Annotated in this window: 30 protein-coding genes and 1 riboswitch; of the genes, 24 read left to right on the top strand and 6 right to left on the bottom strand. The window is 35.2% G+C overall.

The genetic code is table 11. From position 1 onward, the window contains the following. Positions 1-431: 431 nt before the first annotated feature. A complete protein-coding gene (locus tag BMZ04_RS04355; RefSeq protein ID WP_093265892.1) occupies positions 432-947 on the bottom strand; it encodes a DUF1189 family protein in 516 nt (171 codons plus the stop codon). A gap of 179 nt (positions 948-1,126) precedes the next feature. Between BMZ04_RS04355 and BMZ04_RS04350 the strand changes: the two genes are divergently transcribed. The 9 genes from BMZ04_RS04350 to phoU all read left to right on the top strand — a co-directional run bounded on the left by BMZ04_RS04350 (position 1,127) and on the right by phoU (position 10,860). Next, a complete protein-coding gene (locus tag BMZ04_RS04350; protein ID WP_093265889.1) occupies positions 1,127-2,758 on the top strand; it encodes a Na/Pi cotransporter family protein in 1,632 nt (543 codons plus the stop codon). Beyond that, positions 2,758-3,237: a DUF456 domain-containing protein gene (locus BMZ04_RS04345; protein WP_093267127.1), complete on the top strand. Its 480-nt coding sequence runs from the start codon at positions 2,758-2,760 to the stop codon at positions 3,235-3,237. The genes BMZ04_RS04350 and BMZ04_RS04345 overlap by 1 nt, the downstream gene beginning before the upstream one ends. A gap of 115 nt (positions 3,238-3,352) precedes the next feature. Next, on the top strand, positions 3,353-3,961 hold the full coding sequence (locus BMZ04_RS04340) for a superoxide dismutase (protein ID WP_093265886.1): 609 nt from the start codon (positions 3,353-3,355) through the stop codon (positions 3,959-3,961). A gap of 96 nt (positions 3,962-4,057) precedes the next feature. Then, the gene (locus BMZ04_RS04335; protein WP_093265883.1) at positions 4,058-6,292 is read left to right on the top strand and encodes a peptidoglycan D,D-transpeptidase FtsI family protein; all 2,235 of its coding nucleotides are present in this window, start codon (positions 4,058-4,060) and stop codon (positions 6,290-6,292) included. A gap of 180 nt (positions 6,293-6,472) precedes the next feature. Further along, the gene (locus BMZ04_RS04330) at positions 6,473-7,447 is read left to right on the top strand and encodes a PstS family phosphate ABC transporter substrate-binding protein (RefSeq protein ID WP_093265880.1); all 975 of its coding nucleotides are present in this window, start codon (positions 6,473-6,475) and stop codon (positions 7,445-7,447) included. A gap of 85 nt (positions 7,448-7,532) precedes the next feature. Continuing rightward, complete coding sequence (gene pstC / locus BMZ04_RS04325) at positions 7,533-8,480, top strand: phosphate ABC transporter permease subunit PstC (protein WP_093265877.1); 948 nt, start codon at positions 7,533-7,535, stop codon at positions 8,478-8,480. A gap of 1 nt (position 8,481) precedes the next feature. Further along, a complete protein-coding gene (gene pstA, locus BMZ04_RS04320; protein ID WP_093265874.1) occupies positions 8,482-9,360 on the top strand; it encodes a phosphate ABC transporter permease PstA in 879 nt (292 codons plus the stop codon). Positions 9,361-9,380: 20 nt separating this feature from the next. Then, positions 9,381-10,181: a phosphate ABC transporter ATP-binding protein PstB gene (gene pstB / locus BMZ04_RS04315; RefSeq protein ID WP_093265872.1), complete on the top strand. Its 801-nt coding sequence runs from the start codon at positions 9,381-9,383 to the stop codon at positions 10,179-10,181. Between the two features lie 19 nt (positions 10,182-10,200). Beyond that, a complete protein-coding gene (gene phoU, locus BMZ04_RS04310) occupies positions 10,201-10,860 on the top strand; it encodes a phosphate signaling complex protein PhoU (RefSeq protein WP_093265869.1) in 660 nt (219 codons plus the stop codon). A 162-nt stretch (positions 10,861-11,022) separates the two neighbouring features. On the opposite strand, the gene BMZ04_RS04305 is transcribed toward phoU, so the two are convergent. Both BMZ04_RS04305 and BMZ04_RS04300 read right to left on the bottom strand, forming a co-directional pair. Next, on the bottom strand, positions 11,023-11,484 hold the full coding sequence (locus BMZ04_RS04305) for an endolytic transglycosylase MltG (RefSeq protein ID WP_093265866.1): 462 nt from the start codon (positions 11,482-11,484) through the stop codon (positions 11,023-11,025). Next, on the bottom strand, positions 11,481-11,831 hold the full coding sequence (locus BMZ04_RS04300) for a hypothetical protein (protein WP_093265863.1): 351 nt from the start codon (positions 11,829-11,831) through the stop codon (positions 11,481-11,483). The genes BMZ04_RS04305 and BMZ04_RS04300 overlap by 4 nt, the downstream gene beginning before the upstream one ends. 175 nt (positions 11,832-12,006) lie before the next feature. Between BMZ04_RS04300 and rpmG the strand changes: the two genes are divergently transcribed. The 5 genes from rpmG to BMZ04_RS04275 all read left to right on the top strand — a co-directional run bounded on the left by rpmG (position 12,007) and on the right by BMZ04_RS04275 (position 16,355). Further along, positions 12,007-12,156, top strand: a complete 150-nt coding sequence (gene rpmG, locus BMZ04_RS04295) for a 50S ribosomal protein L33 (protein ID WP_093265860.1) — start codon at positions 12,007-12,009, stop codon at positions 12,154-12,156. 59 nt (positions 12,157-12,215) lie between these two features. Next, complete coding sequence (locus tag BMZ04_RS04290; protein WP_255367796.1) at positions 12,216-12,818, top strand: 5-formyltetrahydrofolate cyclo-ligase; 603 nt, start codon at positions 12,216-12,218, stop codon at positions 12,816-12,818. Then, the gene (locus BMZ04_RS04285) at positions 12,802-12,996 is read left to right on the top strand and encodes a YqgQ family protein (protein ID WP_093265857.1); all 195 of its coding nucleotides are present in this window, start codon (positions 12,802-12,804) and stop codon (positions 12,994-12,996) included. Before BMZ04_RS04290 ends, BMZ04_RS04285 begins: the two co-directional genes overlap by 17 nt. Positions 12,997-13,221: 225 nt before the next feature. Beyond that, positions 13,222-15,126, top strand: coding sequence for an LTA synthase family protein (locus tag BMZ04_RS04280; protein WP_093265855.1), 1,905 nt, complete (start codon positions 13,222-13,224; stop codon positions 15,124-15,126). 116 nt (positions 15,127-15,242) lie between these two features. After that, a complete protein-coding gene (locus tag BMZ04_RS04275; RefSeq protein ID WP_093265852.1) occupies positions 15,243-16,355 on the top strand; it encodes a YqgU-like beta propeller domain-containing protein in 1,113 nt (370 codons plus the stop codon). Between the two features lie 47 nt (positions 16,356-16,402). On the opposite strand, the gene BMZ04_RS04270 is transcribed toward BMZ04_RS04275, so the two are convergent. After that, on the bottom strand, positions 16,403-16,582 hold the full coding sequence (locus BMZ04_RS04270) for a DUF2759 domain-containing protein (RefSeq protein WP_093265849.1): 180 nt from the start codon (positions 16,580-16,582) through the stop codon (positions 16,403-16,405). 153 nt (positions 16,583-16,735) lie between these two features. Here BMZ04_RS04270 and BMZ04_RS04265 point away from each other — a divergent pair, with 153 nt between their 5' ends. Then, entirely contained in the window at positions 16,736-17,374 is a 639-nt protein-coding gene (locus BMZ04_RS04265) for an MBL fold metallo-hydrolase (protein WP_093265846.1), read from the top strand. Positions 17,375-17,757: 383 nt separating this feature from the next. On the opposite strand, the gene BMZ04_RS04260 is transcribed toward BMZ04_RS04265, so the two are convergent. Together BMZ04_RS04260 and BMZ04_RS04255 are read right to left on the bottom strand one after the other, a co-directional pair. Then, positions 17,758-18,000: a DUF2626 family protein gene (locus BMZ04_RS04260; RefSeq protein ID WP_093265843.1), complete on the bottom strand. Its 243-nt coding sequence runs from the start codon at positions 17,998-18,000 to the stop codon at positions 17,758-17,760. A 140-nt stretch (positions 18,001-18,140) separates the two neighbouring features. Then, on the bottom strand, positions 18,141-18,821 hold the full coding sequence (locus BMZ04_RS04255) for a helix-turn-helix transcriptional regulator (RefSeq protein ID WP_093265840.1): 681 nt from the start codon (positions 18,819-18,821) through the stop codon (positions 18,141-18,143). Positions 18,822-19,101: 280 nt separating this feature from the next. Here BMZ04_RS04255 and comGA point away from each other — a divergent pair, with 280 nt between their 5' ends. The 9 genes from comGA (at position 19,102) to gcvT (ending at position 24,867) form a co-directional block, all read left to right on the top strand. Then, on the top strand, positions 19,102-20,118 hold the full coding sequence (comGA, locus tag BMZ04_RS04250) for a competence type IV pilus ATPase ComGA (protein WP_093265837.1): 1,017 nt from the start codon (positions 19,102-19,104) through the stop codon (positions 20,116-20,118). After that, the gene (gene comGB, locus BMZ04_RS04245; protein WP_093265834.1) at positions 20,099-21,163 is read left to right on the top strand and encodes a competence type IV pilus assembly protein ComGB; all 1,065 of its coding nucleotides are present in this window, start codon (positions 20,099-20,101) and stop codon (positions 21,161-21,163) included. Before comGA ends, comGB begins: the two co-directional genes overlap by 20 nt. Positions 21,164-21,174: 11 nt before the next feature. Next, positions 21,175-21,513, top strand: coding sequence for a competence type IV pilus major pilin ComGC (gene comGC, locus BMZ04_RS04240; protein WP_093265831.1), 339 nt, complete (start codon positions 21,175-21,177; stop codon positions 21,511-21,513). Further along, positions 21,500-21,952 (top strand): competence type IV pilus minor pilin ComGD, encoded by a 453-nt coding sequence (gene comGD / locus BMZ04_RS04235; RefSeq protein ID WP_093265828.1) that lies wholly within the window; start codon positions 21,500-21,502, stop codon positions 21,950-21,952. The genes comGC and comGD overlap by 14 nt, the downstream gene beginning before the upstream one ends. Continuing rightward, positions 21,942-22,250, top strand: coding sequence for a competence type IV pilus minor pilin ComGE (gene comGE, locus BMZ04_RS04230; RefSeq protein WP_093265826.1), 309 nt, complete (start codon positions 21,942-21,944; stop codon positions 22,248-22,250). Before comGD ends, comGE begins: the two co-directional genes overlap by 11 nt. Continuing rightward, a complete protein-coding gene (gene comGF, locus BMZ04_RS04225; protein WP_093265823.1) occupies positions 22,229-22,684 on the top strand; it encodes a competence type IV pilus minor pilin ComGF in 456 nt (151 codons plus the stop codon). Before comGE ends, comGF begins: the two co-directional genes overlap by 22 nt. Next, complete coding sequence (locus BMZ04_RS04220) at positions 22,662-22,868, top strand: hypothetical protein (RefSeq protein ID WP_093265820.1); 207 nt, start codon at positions 22,662-22,664, stop codon at positions 22,866-22,868. Before comGF ends, BMZ04_RS04220 begins: the two co-directional genes overlap by 23 nt. A gap of 14 nt (positions 22,869-22,882) precedes the next feature. After that, complete coding sequence (locus tag BMZ04_RS04215) at positions 22,883-23,395, top strand: shikimate kinase (RefSeq protein WP_093265817.1); 513 nt, start codon at positions 22,883-22,885, stop codon at positions 23,393-23,395. 117 nt (positions 23,396-23,512) lie between these two features. Then, a riboswitch (glycine riboswitch) is annotated at positions 23,513-23,607 on the top strand. Positions 23,608-23,763: 156 nt separating this feature from the next. Further along, on the top strand, positions 23,764-24,867 hold the full coding sequence (gene gcvT / locus BMZ04_RS04210; protein ID WP_369802623.1) for a glycine cleavage system aminomethyltransferase GcvT: 1,104 nt from the start codon (positions 23,764-23,766) through the stop codon (positions 24,865-24,867). The last annotated feature ends 17 nt before the right edge of the window (positions 24,868-24,884 follow it).

Here is a 24,884-nt window from a genome sequence, read left to right as displayed (position 1 = left end):
GAGTATTTACATAGGAACGAAGGCTAATAGCGCCAGCCGCGTCCTACGGCAACGATTGCATGATCCACCTCCTGTAGGCCTCCGCTAGAGTCGTCGTCTTTCACTACAATCAAGTAAATGTTTTCAATTCAATCATAAAAGAAAATCCAAAAGATAAGTAAGTATATACTTTTTGAGTGCATAAAGTCTCTGGTACTTTGAACGATAGGAAAATACAGTGGATTGTACATAAGATAAGGAGAGTAATTCTGCTAATTTTCTTTTACTTTCTGTTGAAGAGGGTAGATGCACAGACAAACGCCAAAAGGTTACCAAGAAAAGAGAGGGTAGTTGTGAAATCAATCACAACCAGCCTCTCTAAAAAATACCGGTACTGATATAGCTTTAAGTCTGTCCAAAGCCCTTCGAAGACGATTTTACAGGTTTTGTACTTAGAAGGTACTTGCACTTTTGTTAATCGGATAATATTTAGTGGAGAGTACTAAATAAACAAAAGTGATTACGTAAATGGCTAACTGTACATAGCTACTCGTCCATTGTAGTAGTACCGCCAAAACAGATAATAGCATAGGAACTGTACTAGCAAATAGAGTTGTCCGCCAGATATGCCGGTATTCTCCTTTTCGTTTTCTTGAATAGAGAATAATCATACCGATATAAGCAAATATACTAATTTGTACAAAGATTATTAGTGTATTAAATACAAACAAGAAAATAAATGCAAAAGGATAGAGTAGCCACTGGATTTCTGAAAAGTACTCAAGCAATCCCTCCATACTTGTTTGCTGATCCGATATTCCATTCATAAAAAAGATAAATGAAATAACGGTCATGATGAAAATATAACTAAATATGTATTGCATTACTTTTCCTATTGGAATAAGTCTAAAAGCCGCAATCTTTTTAGGACTATGTATGCTTGCTTTGAAAATTTGAAATAAATTCACGAATGTCACCCTTTCCTACTTAATATTAGCATTTTACGACAAAAATGGACAAAAAGAGCCACGAAAATTATAAAGAAATTATTATTATGTATACTTTAGCTTTACATTTCCTTTATACTTTATCCATAATACCTTATTTACTTATGTGAAATTTGTCGAAATAGGAGTTGAATTAGTACGTGGAGCTGAATTGGCAAGAGATGCTCTTTGAGTTTTTTGGTGGATTAGGGATTTTCTTATTCTCCATTAAGTTTATGGGTGATGGCTTACAAAAAGCTGCTGGAAATAAGTTGCGAGATATACTTGATCGTTATACAACGAACCCACTAATGGGAGTTGTCGCAGGACTGCTTTTTACTGTATTGATACAGTCTAGTGCTGGGACGATTGTTATCGTCATTGGACTTGTCAGTGCTGGTTTTATGACTCTCCGCCAATCTATTGGTATAATCATGGGAGCTAATATAGGGACAACATTGAAAGCATTTATATTTGGCTTCGAAATCGGAGACTTTGCATTACCGATAATGGCAATAGGTGCATTTATTATATTTTTATTTAAAAAGAAAATGGTTCAACATTTAGGAGAAGTGGCTTTTGGTTTTGGTGGCTTATTTTTAGGATTAGAATTGATGATGAGTGGAATGAGTCCGCTACAAAGATTATCTTCCTTTACTGATTTTACATTACATATGAGTGATCATCCATTATTAGGTGTAATAGCAGGGACAACTATGACCATACTCATTCAAAGTTCTAGTGCTTCTGTAGCAATCTTACAAGGATTTTATGCAGAAGGTTTAATTTCTTTACGAGGTGCTTTACCTATTTTATTTGGTGATAATATTGGTACTACTATTACAGCTGTTCTTGCTTCTATAGGGGCTTCCGTCAGTGCAAGGAGGGCTGCAGTGGCGCATGTCCTGTTTAATGTTGTAGGTACAATTGTGTTTCTTATTTTCTTAACTCCTTTCACTTTATATATGGAATGGATAGCCGGTGTGCTTTCATTAGAAAATAAAATGCAAATTGCTTTTGCGCACGGGAGTTTCAATGTAGTGAATGTCATTTTACAGTTTCCTTTAATTAGTGCATGGGTTTATTTATTAGTGAAGTTTTTACCTGGTGAAGATGTGAATATTAAATATAAACCGAAACATCTAGAAGAAGATTTGATAGAAGAATTTCCATCGATAGCTATTGGACAAGCAAAAGAAGAGATATTGCGAATGGGCAATTTTAGTATTCAAGGATTAGAAAAAACATTTGTATATTTAAAGACAGGAAATAAGCAAGATGCAGAAGATGCATATTATTTAGAAGATGCTATTAATCATCTCGATACAAAAATAACAAATTATTTAGTGAAAATATCATCCCAACCTCTTTCAAGCCAAGATTCTACTAGGCACTTTATGTTGTTGGATACAACACGGGACTTTGAACGGATAGGAGATCATTTTGAAAATATATTAGAATTAATTGATTATCAGGATGAACAACACTTCCATTTAACGCCAGATGCATTAGAAGATATTTCGAAAATGTTTGAACTAACTATTAATACAGTAAAGAAAGCAGTAGAAGCATTGGATTTAAATGATGATTACTTAGCACAAGAAGTTGCCGAACAAGAAAATGTCATTGATCGAATGGAACGTCAATTTAGAAAAAATCATATTATTCGCTTGAATGAAGGCCTATGTACAGGTCATGCAGGAGTTATGTTTGTGGATATATTAAGTAATCTTGAAAGGATAGGTGACCACTCTGTGAATATTGCGGATGCGATTTTAGGTAAACGTATATGATTGAGATTCTTGGATGGATTTTAATAATTATTAGTTTTATTGTCGCGTTTGTAGGTACATTTTATCCAATTATACCATCGGTTGTTTTCATGCTACTTGGTTATGTTTTATATGGACTGTTTTTCTCTTTTGTTGAGTTGAACTGGTTGTTTTGGGTTATTCAAGCGCTATTTGTTGTATTGTTATTTAGTGCGGATATGGCTGCCAACGCTTTTGGGGTAAAGAGGTTTGGCGGTACGAAAGCTGGAGTATGGGGAAGTACAATCGGGTTACTCTTTGGGCCATTCGTTATCCCGGTTGCAGGTATTTTAATCGGACCATTTCTTGGAGCGATACTTGCAGAACTAATTGTAACGAGAGAAGGCTTTAAACAGGCAGTGAGATCTGGAGTTGGTTCATTGATCGGTTTTCTTACATCTTCCGTTGTAAAAATTATTATTTTAAGTGCGATGCTTGTTATTTTTATTTTTTTTATCTAACTTCAGTCAAAAGTATGAGAATATATTAGGTTCTTTTCGTTGAAGGTTTCCTTTTATTTTGATACGCTAGTATACGGAAAGAATTTTCTAAAATATTCTTTAGGAGGAAACAAACATGGCATACGAATTACCACAATTACCTTACGCGTACGACGCACTAGAACCACATATCGATAAAGAGACGATGAATATTCATCACACGAAACATCATAACACGTATGTAACGAACTTAAATAATGCAGTAGCAGGTAAAGCAGACTTAGAAAGCAAGTCTGTAGAAGAGTTAATCGCTAACTTAGACGCTCTTCCAGAAGATATTAAAACAGCAGTTCGCAACAATGGTGGCGGACATGCTAACCACTCATTATTCTGGGAAATCCTTTCACCAAACGGTAGCGGAAATCCAACTGGCGAACTAGCTTCAGCAATAGATGCTAAATTCGGTAGCTTTGATGTTTTTAAAGAAGAGTTCGCTAAAGCAGCGACAACTCGTTTTGGTTCAGGCTGGGCTTGGTTATCCGTTTCTAATGGAGAATTAGAAGTTTCATCTACAGCTAACCAAGATTCACCGATCATGGAAGGTAAAACTCCATTATTAGGATTAGATGTTTGGGAGCATGCTTACTACTTAAACTACCAAAACCGTCGTCCTGACTACATCGGTTCATTCTGGAATGTAGTAAATTGGGATGAAGTATCAAAACGTTACGAGGCTTCTAAATAATTACTTATAAAAAAAGAAACTTAGCACACACTTTTACGTCTAAAAGTGTGTGCTTTTTATGTTACAATATAAGTTATTAATAAAGTAGGTGGTCTCATGCGAAAAATTCCAAACAAACGTGCACAAAGTGTAAAAGCGAAACAACGAGCTAATATTACTTTTCGTATGAATATACTTTTCTTTTCTATATTCATTCTTTTTACGATGTTAATATTACGTCTAGGTTATTTACAAATAGTAAAAGGCGAAGACTATACAAGAGCTATAGAAAGAACAGAAGAAGTCCCTGTCAATACAAGTGTGCCTCGAGGACGTATTTTTGATAGCGAAGGTCGAATTTTAGTAGACAATAAACCGCAAAAAGCAATTACCTATACGAAAATGCAGACGACAACATCCGAGGAAATGTTTGAAATAGCGGAAAAGCTAAGTCTATTAATTGAAAAAGATATAAACGCTATTACAAAAAGTGACTTACAAGATTTTTGGTTACGCAAATACAAAGAAGAAGCAAATGATTTAATAACGGACAAAGAAAGAAATGAAGTCGAAAAAGAGGAAGACTTAACGAAAAAGGAAAAAAATGCTGCGATTAATCGATTAATAAGAAGTAAAATTACGGAAGAACAATTAAATTCATTCACACCAGAAGAGCTAGAAGTAATTGCGATTTACCGAGAGATGGCTTCTGGATATGCGTTATCTCCACAAATAATTAAAGGTGGAGACGTTGCGAATAAAGCACTTAAGCCTGGAGAAATTTCAGAAGAAGTGACAGTAGAAGAATTTGCACGAGTATCGGAACGATTAGGAGAATTAAAAGGTGTCAATACAACAACTGACTGGAGAAGAGTTAAAAACTCCACCCTTGCTATTTTAGGAACAACTACTTTACCAAAAGAAGGGATACCTAAAAATCGTTTAGATTATTTCTTATCGAGAGACTATTCTCGAAATGATCGTGTTGGAAAAAGTTATATTGAGCAACAGTACGAAGAAGTGCTACAAGGACAAAAAACGGTAGTCAAAAATATTACTGATGGAAAAGGTCGGGTCGTTGATATTCAAACCGTCTATGAAGGAGAACCCGGGAAAGACCTCGTATTAACAATTGACAGTGAACTACAAACCGAAATGGAAAGAATTTTAGAAAAAAAACTATTAGAGATAAAAAATAATAATGCAGGTACAAAATATTTAGATAGAGCATTTTTGGTCATGTTAGATCCATACACAGGAGAAGTTTTATCGTTAGTAGGAAAGCAAATTGTAAAAGACTCAGAAACAGGGAAACAATCGGTTCGAGATTATGCATTTGCATCCTTTACAACGGCATACGAAGTCGGTTCTACAATTAAGCCAGGGACAATGCTAACCGGTTACAGAGAAGGGATAGTATCTATTGGAGATGTTCTAATTGATGAACCGATTCTTATTAAAGGATCCCAAAAGAAAAGTTCTGTTTTTAACAGAAACTCCCGTGTTGCGGTAAGTGATTTAGAAGCATTAGAGCGATCTTCGAACGTGTACATGTTTAAAATTGCATATGGAGCAGCCAATTCAACCTATCGTCCAAATCAATCGATTAGTTTTGGCGTCGAAGCATTTAGAAAAATGAGGACTGGATATGCACAGTTAGGATTAGGTGTTCCAACTGGAATAGATTTACCAGGCGAAGTCTTCGGTGTTACTGGAGGATTTGAGGCTGGTAAATTACTAGATTTAAGTATAGGTCAGTATGATACGTACACACCTTTACAACTAGCACAATTTGTTGCGACGATTGCAAATGGAGGAAAGCGAATTCAACCACATGTTGTCAAAGAAATTAGAGAACCGTCTGCTGATGGTGTACAACTTGGAAAATTAGTGAAAGAAATGACTCCGAACATTTTAAATACAGTAGATAATACGAGAGCAGAAATAGAACGAGTGCGTCAAGGTATGCAACGAGTATATTCTGGAAATAGAGGAACCGCACGTTCCGCTTTTGCAAACGCACCATATACCGGTGGAGGTAAAACGGGTACAGCACAGTCGTTCTTTTGGGATGCAGAAAAACAGCAAAATATTCGAACTGTCAATTTAACACATGTTGGATTTGCTCCGTATGATAATCCAGAAATTGCGTATGCAGTTGTCGTCCCACATGCATCAACTGAGGCTAGTTACAAAACTAACGTTACAACCCCACTTACTCGAGACTTAGTCGACAAATATTTTAATATTAAACAAAAAAATAATGCACTAAAAGAAAATGAGTCTACAGCAACGCCACTCATTAAAGCTCCATACACTAATGATTCGATTGATGAAGAACAAGCGGAATAAAATCAAAAAAACCGGACATCCTATTAAAAGAATAGGTTGACCGGTTTTTTCAAGTTCTAATCTATTCGTCGGACAGTTTACAAAAGCTTTACATTACATTCATACCGACTCAACATGAAACCTTTAAAGTAGTTTTTGTAACAAAGAAAAGAAAAACATAATTTTAGGGGGATTTACCTGATGAAAAACTGGAAATACTTATTAATGACTACAATGGTTGGCTCAGCGCTTGCGCTTGCAGCATGTGGAAATACTGCTAATGAAACACCAACTGACACAACACCGACTGACACTTCAACTGAAAAACCTGTTGAAGAAGTAGCAGCAATTGAAGGAAAAGTATCTGGAGACGGATCAAGTACAGTAGCACCAATTACAGAAGCTCTTGTAGAAGAATATGGAAACGTACAACCTAAAGTTCAAGTAACAGCTGGTGTATCAGGAACTGGTGGCGGTTTTGAAAAATTCATCGCTGGCGAAACTGATTTCTCTAACGCATCACGTCCTATTAAAGAAGAAGAAAAAACAGCACTTGCAGATGCAGGTATTGATTTCACTGAATTCCAACTTGCGAATGACGGTTTAACAGTAGTTGTTAGCCAAGAAAACGACTGGGTAGAAGATATTACAGTGGAAGATCTAAAAAAATTATGGATTGAAGATGGAACTACAAAAAAATGGTCTGATATTAATCCAGATTGGCCAGCAGAAGAAGTAGTATTCTATTCACCAGGTACAGATTCAGGAACTTACGATTACTTTGATGAAGTAATTCTTGATGGAGAAGATCTTGTTAAATCTGCAACTCTTTCTGAAGATGACAACGTATTAGTACAAGGTGTACAAGCTGATAAAAATGCAATTGCATTCTTTGGATATGCATACTACTTAGCTAACCAAGATACATTAAAAGCTGTAAAAATTGGTGGGGTAGAACCTAACAATGAAACAATTGAATCTGGAGAATATTCTCCACTATCTCGTCCATTATTCGTTTATGCAAAAAATAGTGCACTTTCTGAAAACCCAGCATTTTATGATTTCATGAAATATTCACTTGAAAATGCTGGTGAAATGGCTGAAGCAGTTGGATATGTAAGTCTTCCTGCTGAAAAGTATGAAGAAGGTCTATCTACTTTAGAAGGTTTAAAATAAGGTTGAAAAAGGTAAACCGAGTGTAAGTGAATGAGTAGCATAACTGCTACTCTTTTCTTACGTTTTGGTAAAAGGGGGATTCACCATGGCTCAAAAACAAGTATCTGATCAACCATCAGTACAAGAGCTAATTGCAAAATCAAACAGCAAGAAGCAAAAACAAATGGTAGAAAAGTTAATACCAACTATTTTGTTTTTGATTGCTTCTATCTCTGTATTAACGACAATTGGAATTGTTTTAACTTTGATTGTCGAAACAATTATTTTCTTCAAGGAAGTTCCTGTGTTTAGCTTTTTATTTGGGACCGAGTGGTATCCATTTGCTAATAAAGAACCTGCATTTGGAATTCTTCCTTTGATCGCCGGAACATTAAAAGTAACAGTAATAGCGGTAATTGTGGCAGTACCTTTTGGTATTGGCTCTGCTATATTCCTAAGTGAATATGCTTCTGATACTACGAGAAGAATTATTAAACCAATTTTAGAAGTATTAGCTGGAATTCCGACAATTGTTTATGGTTTTTTTGCTTTAACATTTGTAACGCCATTATTGCAACAATTTATTCCAGATCTAAAAATATTCAATGCATTAAGTCCAGGTATTGTTGTTGGAATAATGATTTTACCAATGATTGCATCTTTATCTGAAGATGCGATGTCATCTGTACCAAGTTCAATTCGTGAAGGTGCACTTGCAATGGGGTCTACTAAATTAGAAGTAGCACTTAAAGTTGTAGTACCAGCAGCGCTATCTGGAATTATTGCTTCTATTGTGCTTGCAATTTCACGAGCAATTGGAGAAACAATGATCGTTTCACTTGCCGGAGGGTCAACGCCGAAATTTGACTTTGATGTGACAGGATCTATTCAAACAATGACGGCCTATATTGTACAAGTTTCATCTGGTGACGCGGGCTATGGAACAACTATTTACTATTCTATTTACTCAGTTGGTTTCACATTGTTCTTATTTACACTGGTAATGAACTTAATTGCTCACGCTATTTCGAAAAAATATCGGGAGGAATATTAAAATGAAATATGTAAATCATGAATCAGTTGTTAAAAGAATGGTGAATCGCCTCACGATTAATAAGGTTTTTAAAGCGGTTTTCTTTTTTGCGACATTATTCGCATTACTTGCGTTAGCTATTTTGTTTTATCGAATCATTTCACAAGGTATTGGTTATTTAACTCCAGAATTTTTCCAAAACTTCAGCTCTCGTTTTCCTGCAAAAGCAGGCATTAAAGCGGCGCTCGTTGGTTCTATTTGGTTAATGTTTGTAGTTGCACCAGTCTCCATTATATTAGGTGTTGGAACTGCGATTTACTTGGAAGAATATGCAAAGAAAAATAAATTGAGTGATTTTATTCGCATGAATATCTCGAACCTTGCTGGAGTACCTTCTGTTGTATTCGGGTTACTCGGATTAACTATTTTTGTTCGTGCATTATCACTAGGAAATAGTGTTTTAGCGGCAGGATTTACAATGAGTTTGTTAATACTTCCTGTCATTATCGTTGCTTCCCAAGAAGCAATTCGAGCTGTGCCAAACGATGTTAGAGAAGCATCTTATGGAATGGGTGCTACAAAGTGGCAAACAGTTGTGAAAATTGTATTGCCATCTGCAATTCCAGGTATATTGACAGGTGCGATCTTGGCATTATCAAGAGCGGTTGGAGAAACAGCACCACTGATCGTAATAGGGATTCCTGTAATAATTCAGTTCCTTCCGACAGGCTTACTAAGCCAATTTACCGCATTACCTATGCAAATTTACGATTGGGCAAAACGTCCACAGCAGGATTTTCAATTTGTAGCGGCTGCTGGAATTCTTGTTTTAATGATTTTTTTATTGATCATGAACTCAATCGCTATATTTATTCGTAACAAATTCTCAAAAAGGTATTAAGAAGACTAGGGGGAAGTATAATGGTACAATCGTTAGAAAACGGGTCAAATACATTAAATGATACATCAGGTATTGTGTATAATACGCAACAATTAAATTTATGGTATGGGAATCATCATGCACTGAAAGATATTAATTTGCAAATCAAAGAAAATGAAGTAACTGCGATCATCGGACCTTCAGGTTGTGGGAAATCAACCTATATTAAAACATTAAATCGTATGGTAGAATTAGTACCAACTGTGAAAACATCTGGAAAAATCTTATATCGTGAACGTAATATTTTCGATAATGATTATGGTGTGGAAGAGCTGCGTACAAAAGTAGGGATGGTATTCCAAAAGCCAAATCCTTTCCCAAAATCTATTTACGATAACATCGCATATGGTCCAAGAATTCATGGGATTAAAAACAAAAAGATTTTAGATCAAATTGTGGAAAAGAGTCTACGTGGAGCTGCCATTTGGGATGAAGTAAAGGATCGCCTAAATACAAATGCATACAGTTTATCAGGTGGACAACAACAACGTATTTGTATCGCGCGTTGTTTGGCAATTGAACCTGATGTTATCCTAATGGATGAACCTACATCTGCGCTTGATCCTATTTCTACTTTAAAAGTAGAAGAACTAATTCAAGAATTAAAAGCAGACTATTCTATCATTATCGTTACGCATAATATGCAACAAGCAGCTCGAATTTCAGACAAAACAGCTTTTTTCTTGTCTGGTGAAGTGGTAGAATTTGATCAAACAGATGTTATCTTCTCGACACCTGAAGATAAACGCACGGAAGACTATATTTCAGGTAGATTCGGATAAAGAAAGGGGTTAATAGAAAATGGTGGGTAGAGAAAAGTTCGATGAAGAATTACAAAAGGTGCAAGAGTTATTAATAGAATTAAGTAATACGGCAATTGATACTTTAAACACATCTATGGATTATTTATTAGCTAGTAATATTGAAGGTGCACTTTCAGTGATTAATCATGATATCCATATTAATCGCTTAGAGGAAGAGATTAATGATAGAGTCATTTTACTAATAGCAAAACAGCAACCAGTGGCTACTGATTTAAGAAGATTAATGGTACTTGTAAAAATTGCTTCTGATATGGAACGTATTGGTGATTATGCAGTTAATATAGCCAAAGAAACAATTCGTATTGGAAAAGAAGAACATGTTGCACCTATTCTGTTATTAGATGAAATGCGTGTGAAAACAATCTCGATGCTAAAACAAATTTTAGATGCTTTTATTCATGAAAATGCAGACGAAGCGAAGAAAATTGCAAAACAAGATGATGAAGTGGACGAGATGTATGGTCAGACGATTCGAGCTTTACTAAATGTAGGGGTAGAAAAACCTGAACAACTTAGCCAAGTGACGCAGTTATCATTTGTTTGCCGTTACTTAGAAAGATCCGCCGATCATGCAACGAATTTAGCAGAGCGTTTGTTATATTTACTAAAAGGAAAACATTACGAGCTAAATAATTAAAAGAAAAGCACAAGGCCCTATTGAAACGAGGGGATCTTGTGCTTTTTTGTATTAATCGCAATTTAGTATGGGTCTTAAGGGAGTTACCGCTGGTAGCGAAAATCATAGCGGTAACCTATTGGAGACTCTTTAATGCGCAAAATCCTTAATACAACTAGTTTTTTATTTAGTAATGATTTCTGCTATTTGTTTGAGTGACATCGTGGAGTTAAGTTCATATTGACCAATTTGAATTTTGCCAGAAAGGTCTTGGGCAGATAAATAATCTGCGAAATCCTGTTTATTTTGAATAATGCCAGCTTGCTCTAAGAAAACGCTAATATCTCTTGATGTCATACCTGTTTGAATATGCAGTACGGTATTTCTAGCTCCACTAGAAGAACTCTCAGAAGGCTCTTCTACCTTATCGATTGCTGTTGGTCCTGTTTGAGTGTTATCTAGGTCGAGTTGAAGCTGTGCTAGTTGATCTTTAACACTTATTAACTCTTTTTGGGCTTGTTCATATGCTTCCTGCGTAATTTCATCCTTCGCTGGGGCATCATCCCCTAGCATGAGTTGAATTTGAAATGCAGCACCAGCAAAAAATAATCCAATCCCAAGAAACCGGATCGTAGTTTTATTCATCTATTGCCACCACCTATCACTGACTGTACTTCTTCTACAGTAAGAGAGGAGCGGGTACTAATTTCTATTAATGAATATCCTTGCTTATGTAATTCAAGAACTTGGCTTCTAATGATTTCATGAACAACGACTGGTTTTTTTATACTTTTTTTAGGACTTTTCATTGACTCGATCAATAATTCTTCTTCAATCACTTTTAATCTGCGTTTTAAGACACTTGTTTCTTGATACAAGGAGAAAGCAAGTTCCTCCACTTCAGTTTCTACTTTTTTGCTGGAATCCCTTAATAAAAAGGAAAGGCCGATTAATAATATACCAATAATCATAATGATGACGGAAAAATCCATTGCATTCACCTCTTTACTATATGTTCTTTACTTAATACTACCATATCCAAAAAAACTTTGAATAATTTATAAGGTTATTTGTAGATTTTCTTCGATAATATGCTATAATTGATTAGTCGTATAAATCATGCTCAAGTTTTATATTTAATCCTGGCAAAGAGTGGGAGGGACAACCATGCGCGTTAATATTACATTAGCTTGTACAGATTGCGGAGAGCGCAACTATATTTCTAAGAAAAACAAGCGTAACAATCCAGAACGTCTTGAACTTAAAAAATATTGCTCACGTGAAAAGAAATCAACTCTTCATAGAGAAACGAAATAATAACCTAAACCAAAACCAAATGCGGTTTTGGTTTTTTTCTATTGTCTGGAGGGAATAACTTGTCAAAGTCAATGTTAAGAAATGATATGAAAATGCGATTATCATCTTTAAATCAGGACTCCTATTTACCCTACTCAACAAAAATTGAAAATCGACTATTAATAGAAGAAAGTGTGAAAAATTCTTCTGTTATTGGACTAACTATTTCTTCTTTTCCTGAAGTAAATACGGAAGGAGTTATAAAGCGTTTATGGGAATTAGGTAAAACTGTTGTAGTCCCAAAGTGCACCCCTATAGATCGTTCCATGACTTTTTACAAAATAGACAGCTACGACCAACTAGAAACTGTTTATTTGCAGCTTATGGAGCCTAATCCACGTTTAACAGTTGCAGTTACACCAGCAGACATTGATTTGCTCATTGTTCCGGGAATAGTGTATAGTAAAACAGGTTACCGGATTGGTTATGGTGGTGGATACTATGACCGTTTTATGACAAATTATGCGGGACAAACACTTTCCATAGCATTTGATTTTCAAGTAGTCGATAAAGTGATAACAGAGGTGTTTGATATCCCAGTTGATAAAATTATAACGAATAAGGAAATAATTCTTTGTAAACAGAATCGCGAAAAGGAAGAAAAAGATGAATTCAGTATATGACGTTACACAATTATTAAAACGTTTTGGTATTTATGTGTACACAAAAGATCGATTAGCTGATCTAGAAATGATGGAAGAGGAAATAAAAGAGCTTTATCGCATGCAAATGATTGAAGTGAAAGAATTTCAGCTGGCTGTACTTTTATTAAGGCAAGAACAAAGTAAATACAAGCAATAACAACGGCAGATACACAGGACATCTGTCGTTTTTTATTTTTTTGTAAATAAAATGAAACTTTTTAAATGTATAACCGTCTACTAAGAGGTATGGAAATAAGAGACAAGTTACATTATATCATCAATCCTATTCATTTTTGTTGATTTATTGTGAAGAAAGTATTAAGATATACTCTGTGACTTTTACTTATACTATATAGAGTAAAATAAAGGGGAGGATGTAGGCATGAGAAAGAAGAACTGGCCAACACATTCTATTCTTGTTCTAGCTATTGTGGCCACATGGATAAAAACCTATATTGTTTACCACACAAGCTTTGATATGAAAATCGAGAATATAATGCAACAAGTAATATTATTTATAAATCCGCTCAGTTTTGTATTGTTTATTTATGGTATTTCTTTATTTTTCAAAAGTACTAAAAAGAGAAATAGATATATTGTGGTTACAAGTATAATACTTTCTGTAGTTTTATATGCAAATGCTGTGTTTTATCGTTTCTTCACGGATTTCATTACACTACCGGTATTATTCCAAACAAGTAATTTTGGAGATCTCGGTTCGTCGGCAGCAGAAAGCATTTTTTGGTCGGATATTTTATACTTCACAGATGTTGCAATTATTATCATTGCGTTAAAATGGTTGAAAATTGGAGAAACCACGTCTGTTATTAAACCTGCTGTTAGAAGAGCATACTTTGTGTTAACGGCAGCAATCTTATTTTTGAACTTAGGGTTATCAGAAATAGAAAGACCGCAATTGTTGACAAGAAGTTTCGACCGTGAAATGTTAGTGAAAAATATAGGCTCATACAATTATCATCTATATGATTTGTATATTCAATCTAAATCGCATGCACAGCGTGCGCTTGCAGATGGAAGTGAGCTTGTTGAAGTAAATAACTATGTCCGTTCGAACCAAGCGGAACCAAACGCTGAAATGTTCGGTATTGCAAAAGATCGCAATTTAATCGTCATTTCTATGGAATCATTACAAAATTTCGTGATTAATAATGATATGAATGGACATGAAGTGACACCATTTTTAAATTCATTAACACAAGATAAAGATACATTTTATTTCTCAAATTTCTACCATCAGACTGGGTTAGGAAAAACATCTGATTCTGAATTTCTAGTAGAAAATTCCCTTTATCCTTTAGGTGGAGGAGCTGTATTCTTTACACATAGTGGGAATAAATTCCATTCTTTGTCAGAGAGTTTAAATGAGCAAGGTTATTATACGAATGTAATGCACCCTAATAATAAAAGTTTCTGGAATCGTGATATGATGTATCAAGCACTTTCCATACAAGATTATTATGATGTGAATAGTTATGTAGTAAACGATGGAGATGCAGTAAACTGGGGAATGAAAGATATTCCGTTCTTTGAGCAATCAGTTTCGCTAATGAAAGAAATGCCTCAACCTTTTTATTCACGTTTAATTACATTAACAAACCATTATCCATTTGATTTAGATGTAGAGGATCAATTGATTCCACAATATGATTCTAATTCTCGAACGCTAAATAAATACTTCCAATCCGTGCGATATATGGACGAAGCGTTGAAATTATTATTTGACGATTTAAAAGAACAAGGTTTATATGATAATTCCATTATCGTGATGTATGGAGACCATTATGGTATCTCTGAAAATCATAATAAAGCGATGTCCCAATATTTAGGGAAAGAAATTACGCCATATGAATCTGCGAAATTACAACGTGTCCCATTCTTTGTTCATATCCCAGATAGTGGAAAAGGTGGAGAAATTACAGAGACTGCTGGTCAAATAGATATTCGACCTACTATTTTGCATTTGCTTGGTGTAGAAACTGCTAAAGATATGCAATTAGGCGCAGATGTATTTTCTGATGAACATGAAGAGTTCGTTATTTTCAGAAATGGTGGATTTGTTACGGATAAGTTAGTATTTGCAAATAACGCTTGTTATGACAATGAAACTGGCGAAGAAATCGCAATTGAAAGTTGCCAGCCTTATATAGATCGGTCATTACAAGAGCTCGGTTACTCCGATCAAATTATTAATGGGGATTTACTAAGATTCTACGATTTAAAAACAGGAAATCTGTTATTAGATCAGGCAGAACAGAAAAATCCGTAATTAGTAGAAAAGCACAGACAATTATCGTCTGTGCTTTTTTGTGAAACAAATAGCAAACTTAAGCGTCTAATTGTATTAGAGTCATCTTAAAACTGAAATAAGAAGGGGGGAGTCGATTGAAGAAGGTTTCCATACTGATTTTATGCCTGTTTTTTCTCCAAGCGTGTAAAGAAAAAAATATACAAATTGAAATTCCAGACTCTACAATTAATGTAGAAGTCCCACAATCTTTTCCAGCCGATGTTGAAATTGCTCCCTCTAAAAAGATGCCGACTCTACAGTTAGATCGTTCTGTTTTTCATAGTGTCATCGGATGGATGTCAGACGATGAAATCCTTTTCATTTTAATGGAAAACGGGGAATGGACGGTTCAATCATATACATTGTCAACAGAAACATGGAAAAGTATATATGCAACGAAGACCCCTATTATCCAAGGTGAAATTCATCCCAACAAAGAAATGATACTTTTACATGCATCAAGTAATTCCTCCTCTGCAGAAGTTCTTTTATTACATAAGGATGGTTACGTATCGGAAAACTTATTTTTTGAATCTGCCGAAATATATATGAATTGGAACCCAGAAAATTCGAATCTAATCGCATTCACGACATTTTACGAGGATTGGACATATGATACGTTTGTTTACGATGGAAATACCCAAAATTTGAAGGCGATTGAAGTAGCCAACCCATTTATCAAATGGTATGATGACAATCGTTTAATGATGTTTAATTGGGGTGAAAGTAGTTTAGATGGAAGTGAACTATTCCTTTATTCCGTAAAAGATGAGGCATTAGAAGAAACTAGTTTGAATTATGTTTTGGATGTTCAAAATTTAGGAGCTAGCTTACTTTATATTACTATAAACGAACAACAGCACTTATTTGAGTATAGATTGGAAGAGAAGGAGACAAATCGTGTTTATGAATGGACTTCTCCTGCTGTTAGTAATTATTCAGAATGGATTATTCCGAATATGTCTTTCATTCAGCCTAATCAGCTAATAATCCTTCAATCAAAGAAGTCTGGAAATATGGATGATTTTACAGATAAAAGTGTGCTCTCCAGTGTTTCATTGGAGGGGGCAAAACGACACGGAGAAGTTGTTGCAGGACCAATTGATTGTTCTCCAAATGGAGCAGTTTGCCTTGGTGGATATGAAAAAGAAAATTGGATTCAATTAGATCCATTCCAAGAACAAATTTGGTTAGAGTTGAAGGAATAGAAAAAAGCTGCATACTTTTATAGTATGCAGCTTTTTTCTTGTACGTTTTAGTGTAAACTTGGTGGATAGCCTTGGTTCAAAATAGTCATGACTGTAAAGAAGCCAAAAACTGCAAAAGTACCAAAGTTAAATAGAACTCCTAGCACATTCTTTTCTTTGAAAGCTTGGAAAGTGCCGATTACAGCTAAAACTGTAACTAGTCCAAAAATAACCATTAATAAGTTCATGAAAGACACTCCTTTCGACATCAGAAAATGAATGTCGCATTACATATTCCTCTTCTATTGTAATTGTATTCTTCAACTTTGTCGAGTGAAAAAAGTGGCGAAACATTGAACAACAGGTGCACTATCGTTTAAACTAAGAAAGAGGTGAGTTAAATGTTAAATGCACGTACATATCCATTAGGCTATATTCAAACGAATTGTTATATTATTTCGAATGCAGAAAAAGAATGTTTAATCTTTGATCCAGGTGGAGAAGGAGAGAAAATAATAAGTGAACTTCGCAAGTTGAATTTGAAACCACTTGCAATACTTTTAACACATGCACATTTTGACCATATCGGAGCAGTGGATGATGTAAGAGATACTTTTCGGATACCTGTATACATTCATACTTCGGAAAAGAAATGGTTGCTCGATCCATCAAAAAATGGTTCCGCAAAATATGCGGAAATTCCTTCTATTGTTTGCAAAGAAGCTGATATTATATTAGAAAATGATTCGAATCTAAAAATTGGCAGCTTTGCAATGCAATTATTGCATACGCCAGGACATTCCCCAGGAAGTATCACTTATTATTTTGCAGAAGCTGGATTTGCGATAGTCGGAGATACTTTGTTTCAAAATAGTATCGGTCGAACGGATTTACCAAGCGGTAATCAGGCAGAATTGATGAAATCAATTCATACAAAGCTCTTAACATTACCGGAGTCCACAATCATTTATCCTGGTCATGGATCAGCGACAACGATTGAAGATGAAATGGAATCCAATCCATTTTTAAATGGATTTTAATAAGGAAAGTGCAAGTGCCTAAGTGTCTGCCTCGACAGGCAAATGGGATGTGGTAGGTCTGCAAAGTACGCCACATCCTGTGGCAAAAAGCAGACATGACCCACTTCGTGCGTGCCTAGGAGGCAGCTCCTCAGTCACCACAAGCGATTTTGTTTGCGACAAGCTGCGCGCAGGAGCAAGGTGCCGGAGCTAGATCGAGACTGCGTAAAAAGTATATACTTTCTTATCTTTTAAGATAGCGCAGGCGTCTATTACAGTGGACTACATTCTAATATGGGTGCTACGCTGTAGCTGAATTGCTACTTTGTAATAGGTATTTACTTTCATTTCTTTTAAGAATAGAAAAAAGCAGCTCATGTTGAGCTGCTTTTTCACATGGACGATCAATGTCCTGCGCCTGGTACGTGTAAAAAAGTAGTGTAGTATGTAAAACCTGCGAAGAAGAACATTAAGTAAGCTCCGAAGATATACATATACATACGTTCAGAAAGGTTTAAAAACCCTAAAAGAAGGAATAATCCCGTATTTGCTAAAAATAGTAAGGAAGCTTCTGACATACCACCTAAATAAAAGAAAACTGCAAAAATCCCTGTCCAGAAAGCCATTACTTTATACATATTGCCCATTTGTAGTCCCTCCTTTTGCAACGACACAAATATTCTCTTATTCATTATAGATGATTATGTCGACAACTGTAAACTGATTATTGCATATCATTTTTGAATATACATTGGTTTGTCACAATTATGATTCATCTATAGCTTCATTATAGAACTTCTATTTGATATACGCAATTGTTACAATGATTTTGCATACTCTCTATTTGTAAAAATTTATTCGTAGGAAACAGTGCATCAAATTGCCCTTTTAAAAAAGATTCATGAAGGGAACAAACAAGTGCAGGGTATTTATGTAACTGGTCTTTATAAGGACAATTGTAAATGGAAAAAGTAATGACTTTTTTGTCTTCATTTTCTGTAATATGAGGTATATACCCAATCGCATTTGCTGCTTCTTTAAAAAGTTCCATTTTACTTTCAAAGGTCTGTGTAGAAGATGGGACATGTTTAATAATTGTTCTTCCATGTTGATAACTAATTTCTTTTGCTTTTCTTAGCGCTTCTTCTCCCATTGAATCGACTAACTTAAGTAGCCATTGCAACAATAAATGATTTTCTTGTTTTGGAAAACTTAAATAGATTGGATCTTCTGCTGGAAAATATACTCTAGCAGGACGACCACCTTTTTTGTTGTTTGCTAATTGTGACGAAACTAATTTGGAGTCGTTTAATTTTGTTAAATGTAGTCTAGCAACATTTGGATGTATGCCAAATTGATCTGCAATTTCTAGCACACTTACTTGTTTCTTTTCTTTCACTATATATTGATAAATGGAGTATCTAGTTTCATCGGCCAGTGTATTTGTAATCTTTAAAGTATCCGGCATACTATTTTCTCCTCTCGTATCTTTTCTATTATTATAAAGTAGAAAATTAAAATGACAAATCACACGTTTGATTTTATCCAACGCAAACCGAAAACTTACAATGGGATCTCTGTGTTAGAGTTTTGATAAAGCTAATTGGAAAAACAACAATAGACATAATGAATAAGAGAGTAATTAGAAAATTTGAAGAAATCTCTTTATTTATTTTTAAATTGGAAGTATACTAAATTTGTACAAGTTGTCTGCGGTCACAACTTATACCTGGAGAAAGGAACGATGCATGCAACAAATAGAAAATACGATTGAGCAAAAATGTACGCAATTATTAAGAAAAGCGCATAGATTTGGTGCTTCTGATTTGCATATGATCCCAAACGAAGAAAACTATTTTTATTATTTTAAGAGACAATCCCAAATGTTTGAAGCAGGGAAGCTTCCCCTCCCTTTGGGTGAACGTATTATATCATTCTTCAAGTTTTTATCCTCTCTTGATATCAGCGAAAAAAGAAAGCCACAAAGTGGCTCATTCCAACAAACATTCAATTCACAAAAATTCTCATTTCGAGTATCAACATTACCATCGGTTTACGGAAAAGAAAGCCTCGTTATTCGTTTGCAGCAACATGATAACGCAAAAATAATCCATGCTTTGTCATTATTCCGTGATGCCTCCGAAAAAATAGTAGAGCTTGCGAACAATCGACAAGGACTAATTCTTTTTGTTGGCCCAACTGGTTCTGGAAAATCCACAACCATGTACTCACTCACTAAATATTGTGCTGAAAACTTAAATCGACATGTCATTTCACTGGAAGACCCTGTAGAAAATAGTCAATCACATTTATTGCAAATCCAAGTAAATGAACGATCAGGCGTAACTTATTCAACGGGATTAAAAGCCATCTTAAGGCATTCTCCAGACGTGATCATGATAGGTGAAATCCGGGACGAAGCCACTGCTAAAGCTGCAATCCAAGCATCTTTAACGGGTCATTTAGTCGTGTCCACAATCCATGCAAAAGATGGCGTTGGGGCTCTTTATCGATTAATGGACTTAGGTATATCCGCGGAAGAATTAAAACAAACGATAATTGGTATTGTAACGCAAAGACTAGTAACAATATCGAATTTGAAACAACCTGAGCTCTCCGCTATATTCGAAATAATTTCAGATGAATTTTTAGTAGAGGCAATAAGCTCACTTTTTACTGGTAAGGATTTTCTTATACCGCATTCCATTACTCTTTCCTATCAAATTGAGAGAGGGGTAAGAGAAGGTGTTATACAAAGAAATTAAAGCGTACTTCAATAGAAAAGATGAAACAATCCCTGCGCATCTGCAGTCACAATTTCTAAGTAGATTAAGTGACTTGTTGAAGGAAGGTTATACATTTCATGAGGCTATTTCTATGCTACTGCCATTCCATGTAAAAAACGCGAATAAAGTAATCATTCAAGTGACTGAGATCCAAAAAAACGGTTTAAATGTGACCGAAGTGTTTAAGTTTTTAGGTTTTCCAGGTCGATTACTTCTTCCCATTAATTTAGCGATGATTCATGGGCAATTACAAGAAACTGTTGCGACGCTTGGCGTGAATGTCGCTGTGTATGAACGAGCGAAAAAACGATTAAATAATCTATTAATGTACCCACTCTTTTTGTTTGTCGCTATTTTTATGTTGTTTACGATTTTCAGGATATATTTTCTTCCAAATATGGAGACCTTACTCGGTACGAGAGAGTCTAGAAAATCCGACAACTCTATAGCTTGGACAAGTGTACTATTGCAAATGCCAAATACTTTTTTAATTGTAATGATTGTAGTAATGGTGCTTATAAGCATACTTCTGTTCATTATCAATAAGCGAACAGTGGAACAACAGCTTAGTTTCTATCGGAAGATACCAGTTGTAAATAGTTGGTATAGACTACTGCTGACTAGAGTGTTCTCCAGGGAAATAGGTGGGTTAATCGAAAGCGGTATGCCGCTGCAACAGTCGTTCGATGCATTAATCAATCAACAAGAACATAAATCACTTCAGTTTATGGCAATACAAATGAAAAACAAAATTGTACACGGGGAATCTTTTTCTAAATCAGTTTTACTATTAGATTATTTTACGGAAGATTTTCATCAGTTTGTTGTGCACGGAGAAAATAGTGGATTTCTTGGAAGGGAATTAACATTATATAGTGAGTTTTTATCGGATCGGATTGAAACAAAGCTATCTCGGTATTTAAGCATCATTCAACCAACATTGTTTTTCATATTAGCTATTTTCATTATCGGTGCGTATTTAGCGATATTATTACCAATTTACGAAATGATAAATATTGTGTAAAGGAGATTATTATGAAGAAAATATGGAAAGATCAACGAGGCTTCACTTTAGTAGAAATGATGATTGTTTTGCTTATTATTTCGGTATTAATACTCATCTCTATCCCGAATGTAACGAAGCATTCTGCGAATATCGATAAAAAAGGATGCGAAGCTTTTGTAAAAATGGTAGAAGGCCAAGTGGAAGCATACAAGATAGAGCATAAAAAATTTCCTACAATAGCAGAGTTAATGGACGAAGGATATTTAAAAGGGATAGATACTTGTCCTAATGGCGATGAAGTTGAAATAGGAGGAGATGGCATAGTAGTGGTAAAAGGAAAAGCAGGTACTGGTAATGGGGAGGGTTAAACGAAACGAAAAAGGATTTACGCTTGTTGAAACCATTCTTATGTTATCTATCGTAACGGTTCTTACATCATCCATCGTTTATGTGACAACTTCTAAAATAGAAGCTGCAGAGGAAAAACGTTTTTTCAGACAGTTTCATTTAGATATGCAAAAAATCCAGTCGATTGCTATTGGGGAAACTAAATATACGCATATTTATTTCGATGAAAATGGCTCTAAATATGTAGGGGAATGGGCAAATACTCGTCTGTTTGAATTCAAAGTGCCGAAGCATATGCGACTTTCTATTGATAGTAATTTAAAGAGGGTCTCTTTTCATCCAAATGGAATGGTTACTCAATTTGGTACATTTTTATTTGAGATTAAAAAAGGTACTAAAACAGTTACTAAGTCAGTTACGGTTTATATTGGTACTGGCAGGTTAAAGTATGAGGAATAGTGATGGATTTTCATGGCCAGAAACCATATTGGCACTTAGCATAATATTTATCATTGCTTCCACTTTACTTCCATTATTAAATAATATGCAAGTACAACTAGAAGAAAAGAAAAGAAAATATCATGCTTCTGTTGTCATGCATGAAGCTACCAAAAAATATATAACAGAAAATAGTTGGAATGGATCAATGGATATCGAAAGGGTTACGTATACGTATGAAATTAATAATCATGAAATTTGCGTGTATTTTGAAGGAATGCGAGAGGAGAAGTCGAATTGCGTAACTTTCTCAAATTGAGCGTTAGGAACGAGGAAGGGTATACACTAGTGGATGGAATTATACAGTTATCTGTATTAATGCTTTTTTCACAAGTATTTGCCGTGACGGTGGGCTGGACAAATAAAATAGAAGAAAGTATTACGAACCCCATAGATACGGAGTGGGCTTTATTTGTCCAAAACGTAGAAACCTATTTAAATGATATAGACACGCTCATTATACAACAGGAGCAACAGGGAATACGATTCAAAAAAGGTGGAGAAGAGTTTGACATCGAATTATACCAAGACTTAATAAGGAAACAAAAGAATCGATTGGGACATGAGCAGATGTTATTACATGTAAAATCAATGTCGATAGCTATAGAAGGTCAAACTGTACGCTTCTTTGTCAAATTTTTGAACGGGATGGAAAAGGAGCATACTTTTTATGTTACGATTCGTTCAGAATGAAAAAGGAGTGTTGTTTCCAGCTGCAATGTTACTCTTATTAGTTGTTTGTTTGTCGCTTTTTACAACAACCGCTGCATATCAATCCAAATATCGAACATATGATTCGTTGGAATTGAGCAATATTAATGCTACTATCAATAAAATAGATAATTTTAAAGAGCGAGAAAACAATCTTGATATGTAGCGAGTTGGTGAAACATGTACAAAGTATATTTAGTTGGTTTTATGGGAAGTGGGAAAAGTGCAGTCGGAAGAAGACTGAGCTATTTGTTAAAAATGCCTTATTACGACATGGATAAAGAAATCGTAAATAAGCAGAAAAGGACGATACCCGAAATTTTTGAACAGGAAGGGGAAGCATACTTTCGACAATTAGAAACTGATTTCTTGCAAAATTTCCGTAAAGAGTCATGTATTATCTCTACGGGTGGTGGGGTTGCGATGAATGAAGAAAATATTCGAATTATGCGAAAAACGGGGTTAGTTTTGTATTTAGATGCAACATTCCATGATATTTGGATGCGTATTAAAAATGACAAAAATAGACCGATTGTTCAAAATAGTACAAGAGAAGAGTTAGAGCAACTGTATAATAAGAGAAGAAGAGCTTATAAGAAAGCAACACATATTACAATCCTTACCGAAAATCGTCCATTACGGCAAGTCACAGAATATGCCGGATATCAAGTGAAACGTCTAAAAGGCGAATGAGCATGGCGAAAAATAAATTATCGTTCGTATTTGAAGTATTTTTATAAAAGGTATTGCGTCTTTTTATGTTCAATGTTAGGATATAGACAAAGCAAGCCATTTATACAGATAACGCGGATGAGTATACGGGGAGAGAACGCATTTGGTGCGTCGCCGAAGGAGCAAGTAATAACAATTATGAATCTCTCAGGCAAAAGAACTCGTATAGGACGCAACTCTGGAGAGTGCTTTCGTTTAGTATCACGCAAAGCCACCAAAGAGGAAAGCCGTTTCGGTAAACTTTCAGGTGCCAGGACAGAGAACCCTTGTTAATATAAAGGGGTTACTCTGTCCTTTTTATGTGTGAAAAACTTAAGGAGGAGATTTTATTGTCAGAACAGTTAAAGCGTACACCTCTATTTGATGATTATGCTACATATGGAGGAAAAACAATTGATTTTGGTGGCTGGGAATTACCTGTACAATTTTCTAGTATTAAAGAAGAACACGAAGCTGTAAGAACGAAAGCGGGATTGTTTGATGTCTCTCATATGGGAGAATTTTTCGTCACAGGATCATCAAGTGAGGCGTTTTTACAAAAAATCATGACAAATGATATTTCCAAATTAGTGAATGGTCAAGCGCAATATACAGCAATGTGTTACGAAGATGGTGGCATTGTAGATGATTTATTAGTCTACAAAGTAAAAGATAACCATTATTTATTAGTAGTAAACGCAGGAAATATTGAAAAAGATTTTGAGTGGATGGAACAATTCGTGACTGAAGGTGTGGAACTCGTAAATAAATCGGATGAATACGGTTTACTTGCACTACAAGGACCACTTGCGCAAGAGATTTTACAAAAGCTTACTTCCAAAGATCTAAACGAAATCGGTTTCTTCCGTTTCGCAGATAATGTCGAAGTAGCTGGAAAATCAGTTCTTATATCTCGAACTGGTTATACAGGTGAAGATGGATTTGAAATCTATGCAGCTAGCAATGATGTTAGCGATCTGTGGAGAGACATTTTAGATGCAGGCAAGGAAGATGGACTTCTACCATGTGGACTGGGGGCACGTGATACATTACGCTTTGAAGCATGCTTACCATTATACGGTCAAGAGCTTTCAAAAGATATCTCCCCACTGGAAGCTGGTTTAGGCTTTGTTGTAAAGCTTAAAAAAGAACAAGATTTCAATGGTAAAGCTGTTTTAGCGGATCAAAAAGAAAATGGTGTCCCAAGAAAAAATATTGGAATTGAAATGATTGATAAAGGGATTCCTCGTACTGGCTATCCAGTGTATGCAGATGATAAGCAAATTGGTTTTGTCACTACAGGAACACAATCCCCAACGCTCAAAAAAAATATCGGTTTAGTATTAATTGACACAACATTTGCGGAAATCGGAAAAGAGTTAGAAGTTGAAATTAGAAATAAACGGTTAAAAGCAGTGACCGTTGCTACCCCATTTTATAAAAGAGAAAAATAAGACAAGAAAGAGGTTGT

The sequence above is a fragment of the Psychrobacillus sp. OK032 genome, from assembly GCF_900111345.1.
In the GTDB taxonomy this organism is placed as follows: domain Bacteria; phylum Bacillota; class Bacilli; order Bacillales_A; family Planococcaceae; genus Psychrobacillus.
The sequence above is the reverse complement of the archived record's forward strand: the minus strand, read 5'-3'. Positions and strand labels throughout refer to the sequence as shown.

Bases quoted from the DNA above. Each gene is read 5' to 3' on its own strand.
- BMZ04_RS04340 (WP_093265886.1), top strand. From the start codon at position 3,353: ATGGCATACGAATTACCACAATTACCTTACGCGTACGACGCACTAGAA.
- BMZ04_RS04335 (WP_093265883.1), top strand. From the start codon at position 4,058: ATGCGAAAAATTCCAAACAAACGTGCACAAAGTGTAAAAGCGAAACAA.
- BMZ04_RS04330 (WP_093265880.1), top strand. From the start codon at position 6,473: ATGAAAAACTGGAAATACTTATTAATGACTACAATGGTTGGCTCAGCG.
- pstC (WP_093265877.1), top strand. From the start codon at position 7,533: ATGGCTCAAAAACAAGTATCTGATCAACCATCAGTACAAGAGCTAATT.
- pstA (WP_093265874.1), top strand. From the start codon at position 8,482: ATGAAATATGTAAATCATGAATCAGTTGTTAAAAGAATGGTGAATCGC.
- pstB (WP_093265872.1), top strand. From the start codon at position 9,381: ATGGTACAATCGTTAGAAAACGGGTCAAATACATTAAATGATACATCA.
- phoU (WP_093265869.1), top strand. From the start codon at position 10,201: ATGGTGGGTAGAGAAAAGTTCGATGAAGAATTACAAAAGGTGCAAGAG.
- BMZ04_RS04305 (WP_093265866.1), bottom strand. From the start codon at position 11,484: ATGAATAAAACTACGATCCGGTTTCTTGGGATTGGATTATTTTTTGCT.
- BMZ04_RS04300 (WP_093265863.1), bottom strand. From the start codon at position 11,831: ATGGATTTTTCCGTCATCATTATGATTATTGGTATATTATTAATCGGC.
- rpmG (WP_093265860.1), top strand. From the start codon at position 12,007: ATGCGCGTTAATATTACATTAGCTTGTACAGATTGCGGAGAGCGCAAC.
- BMZ04_RS04285 (WP_093265857.1), top strand. From the start codon at position 12,802: ATGAATTCAGTATATGACGTTACACAATTATTAAAACGTTTTGGTATT.
- BMZ04_RS04280 (WP_093265855.1), top strand. From the start codon at position 13,222: ATGAGAAAGAAGAACTGGCCAACACATTCTATTCTTGTTCTAGCTATT.
- BMZ04_RS04270 (WP_093265849.1), bottom strand. From the start codon at position 16,582: ATGAACTTATTAATGGTTATTTTTGGACTAGTTACAGTTTTAGCTGTA.
- BMZ04_RS04265 (WP_093265846.1), top strand. From the start codon at position 16,736: ATGTTAAATGCACGTACATATCCATTAGGCTATATTCAAACGAATTGT.
- BMZ04_RS04260 (WP_093265843.1), bottom strand. From the start codon at position 18,000: ATGGGCAATATGTATAAAGTAATGGCTTTCTGGACAGGGATTTTTGCA.
- BMZ04_RS04255 (WP_093265840.1), bottom strand. From the start codon at position 18,821: ATGCCGGATACTTTAAAGATTACAAATACACTGGCCGATGAAACTAGA.
- comGA (WP_093265837.1), top strand. From the start codon at position 19,102: ATGCAACAAATAGAAAATACGATTGAGCAAAAATGTACGCAATTATTA.
- comGC (WP_093265831.1), top strand. From the start codon at position 21,175: ATGAAGAAAATATGGAAAGATCAACGAGGCTTCACTTTAGTAGAAATG.
- comGD (WP_093265828.1), top strand. From the start codon at position 21,500: ATGGGGAGGGTTAAACGAAACGAAAAAGGATTTACGCTTGTTGAAACC.
- comGE (WP_093265826.1), top strand. From the start codon at position 21,942: ATGAGGAATAGTGATGGATTTTCATGGCCAGAAACCATATTGGCACTT.
- BMZ04_RS04220 (WP_093265820.1), top strand. From the start codon at position 22,662: ATGTTACGATTCGTTCAGAATGAAAAAGGAGTGTTGTTTCCAGCTGCA.
- BMZ04_RS04215 (WP_093265817.1), top strand. From the start codon at position 22,883: ATGTACAAAGTATATTTAGTTGGTTTTATGGGAAGTGGGAAAAGTGCA.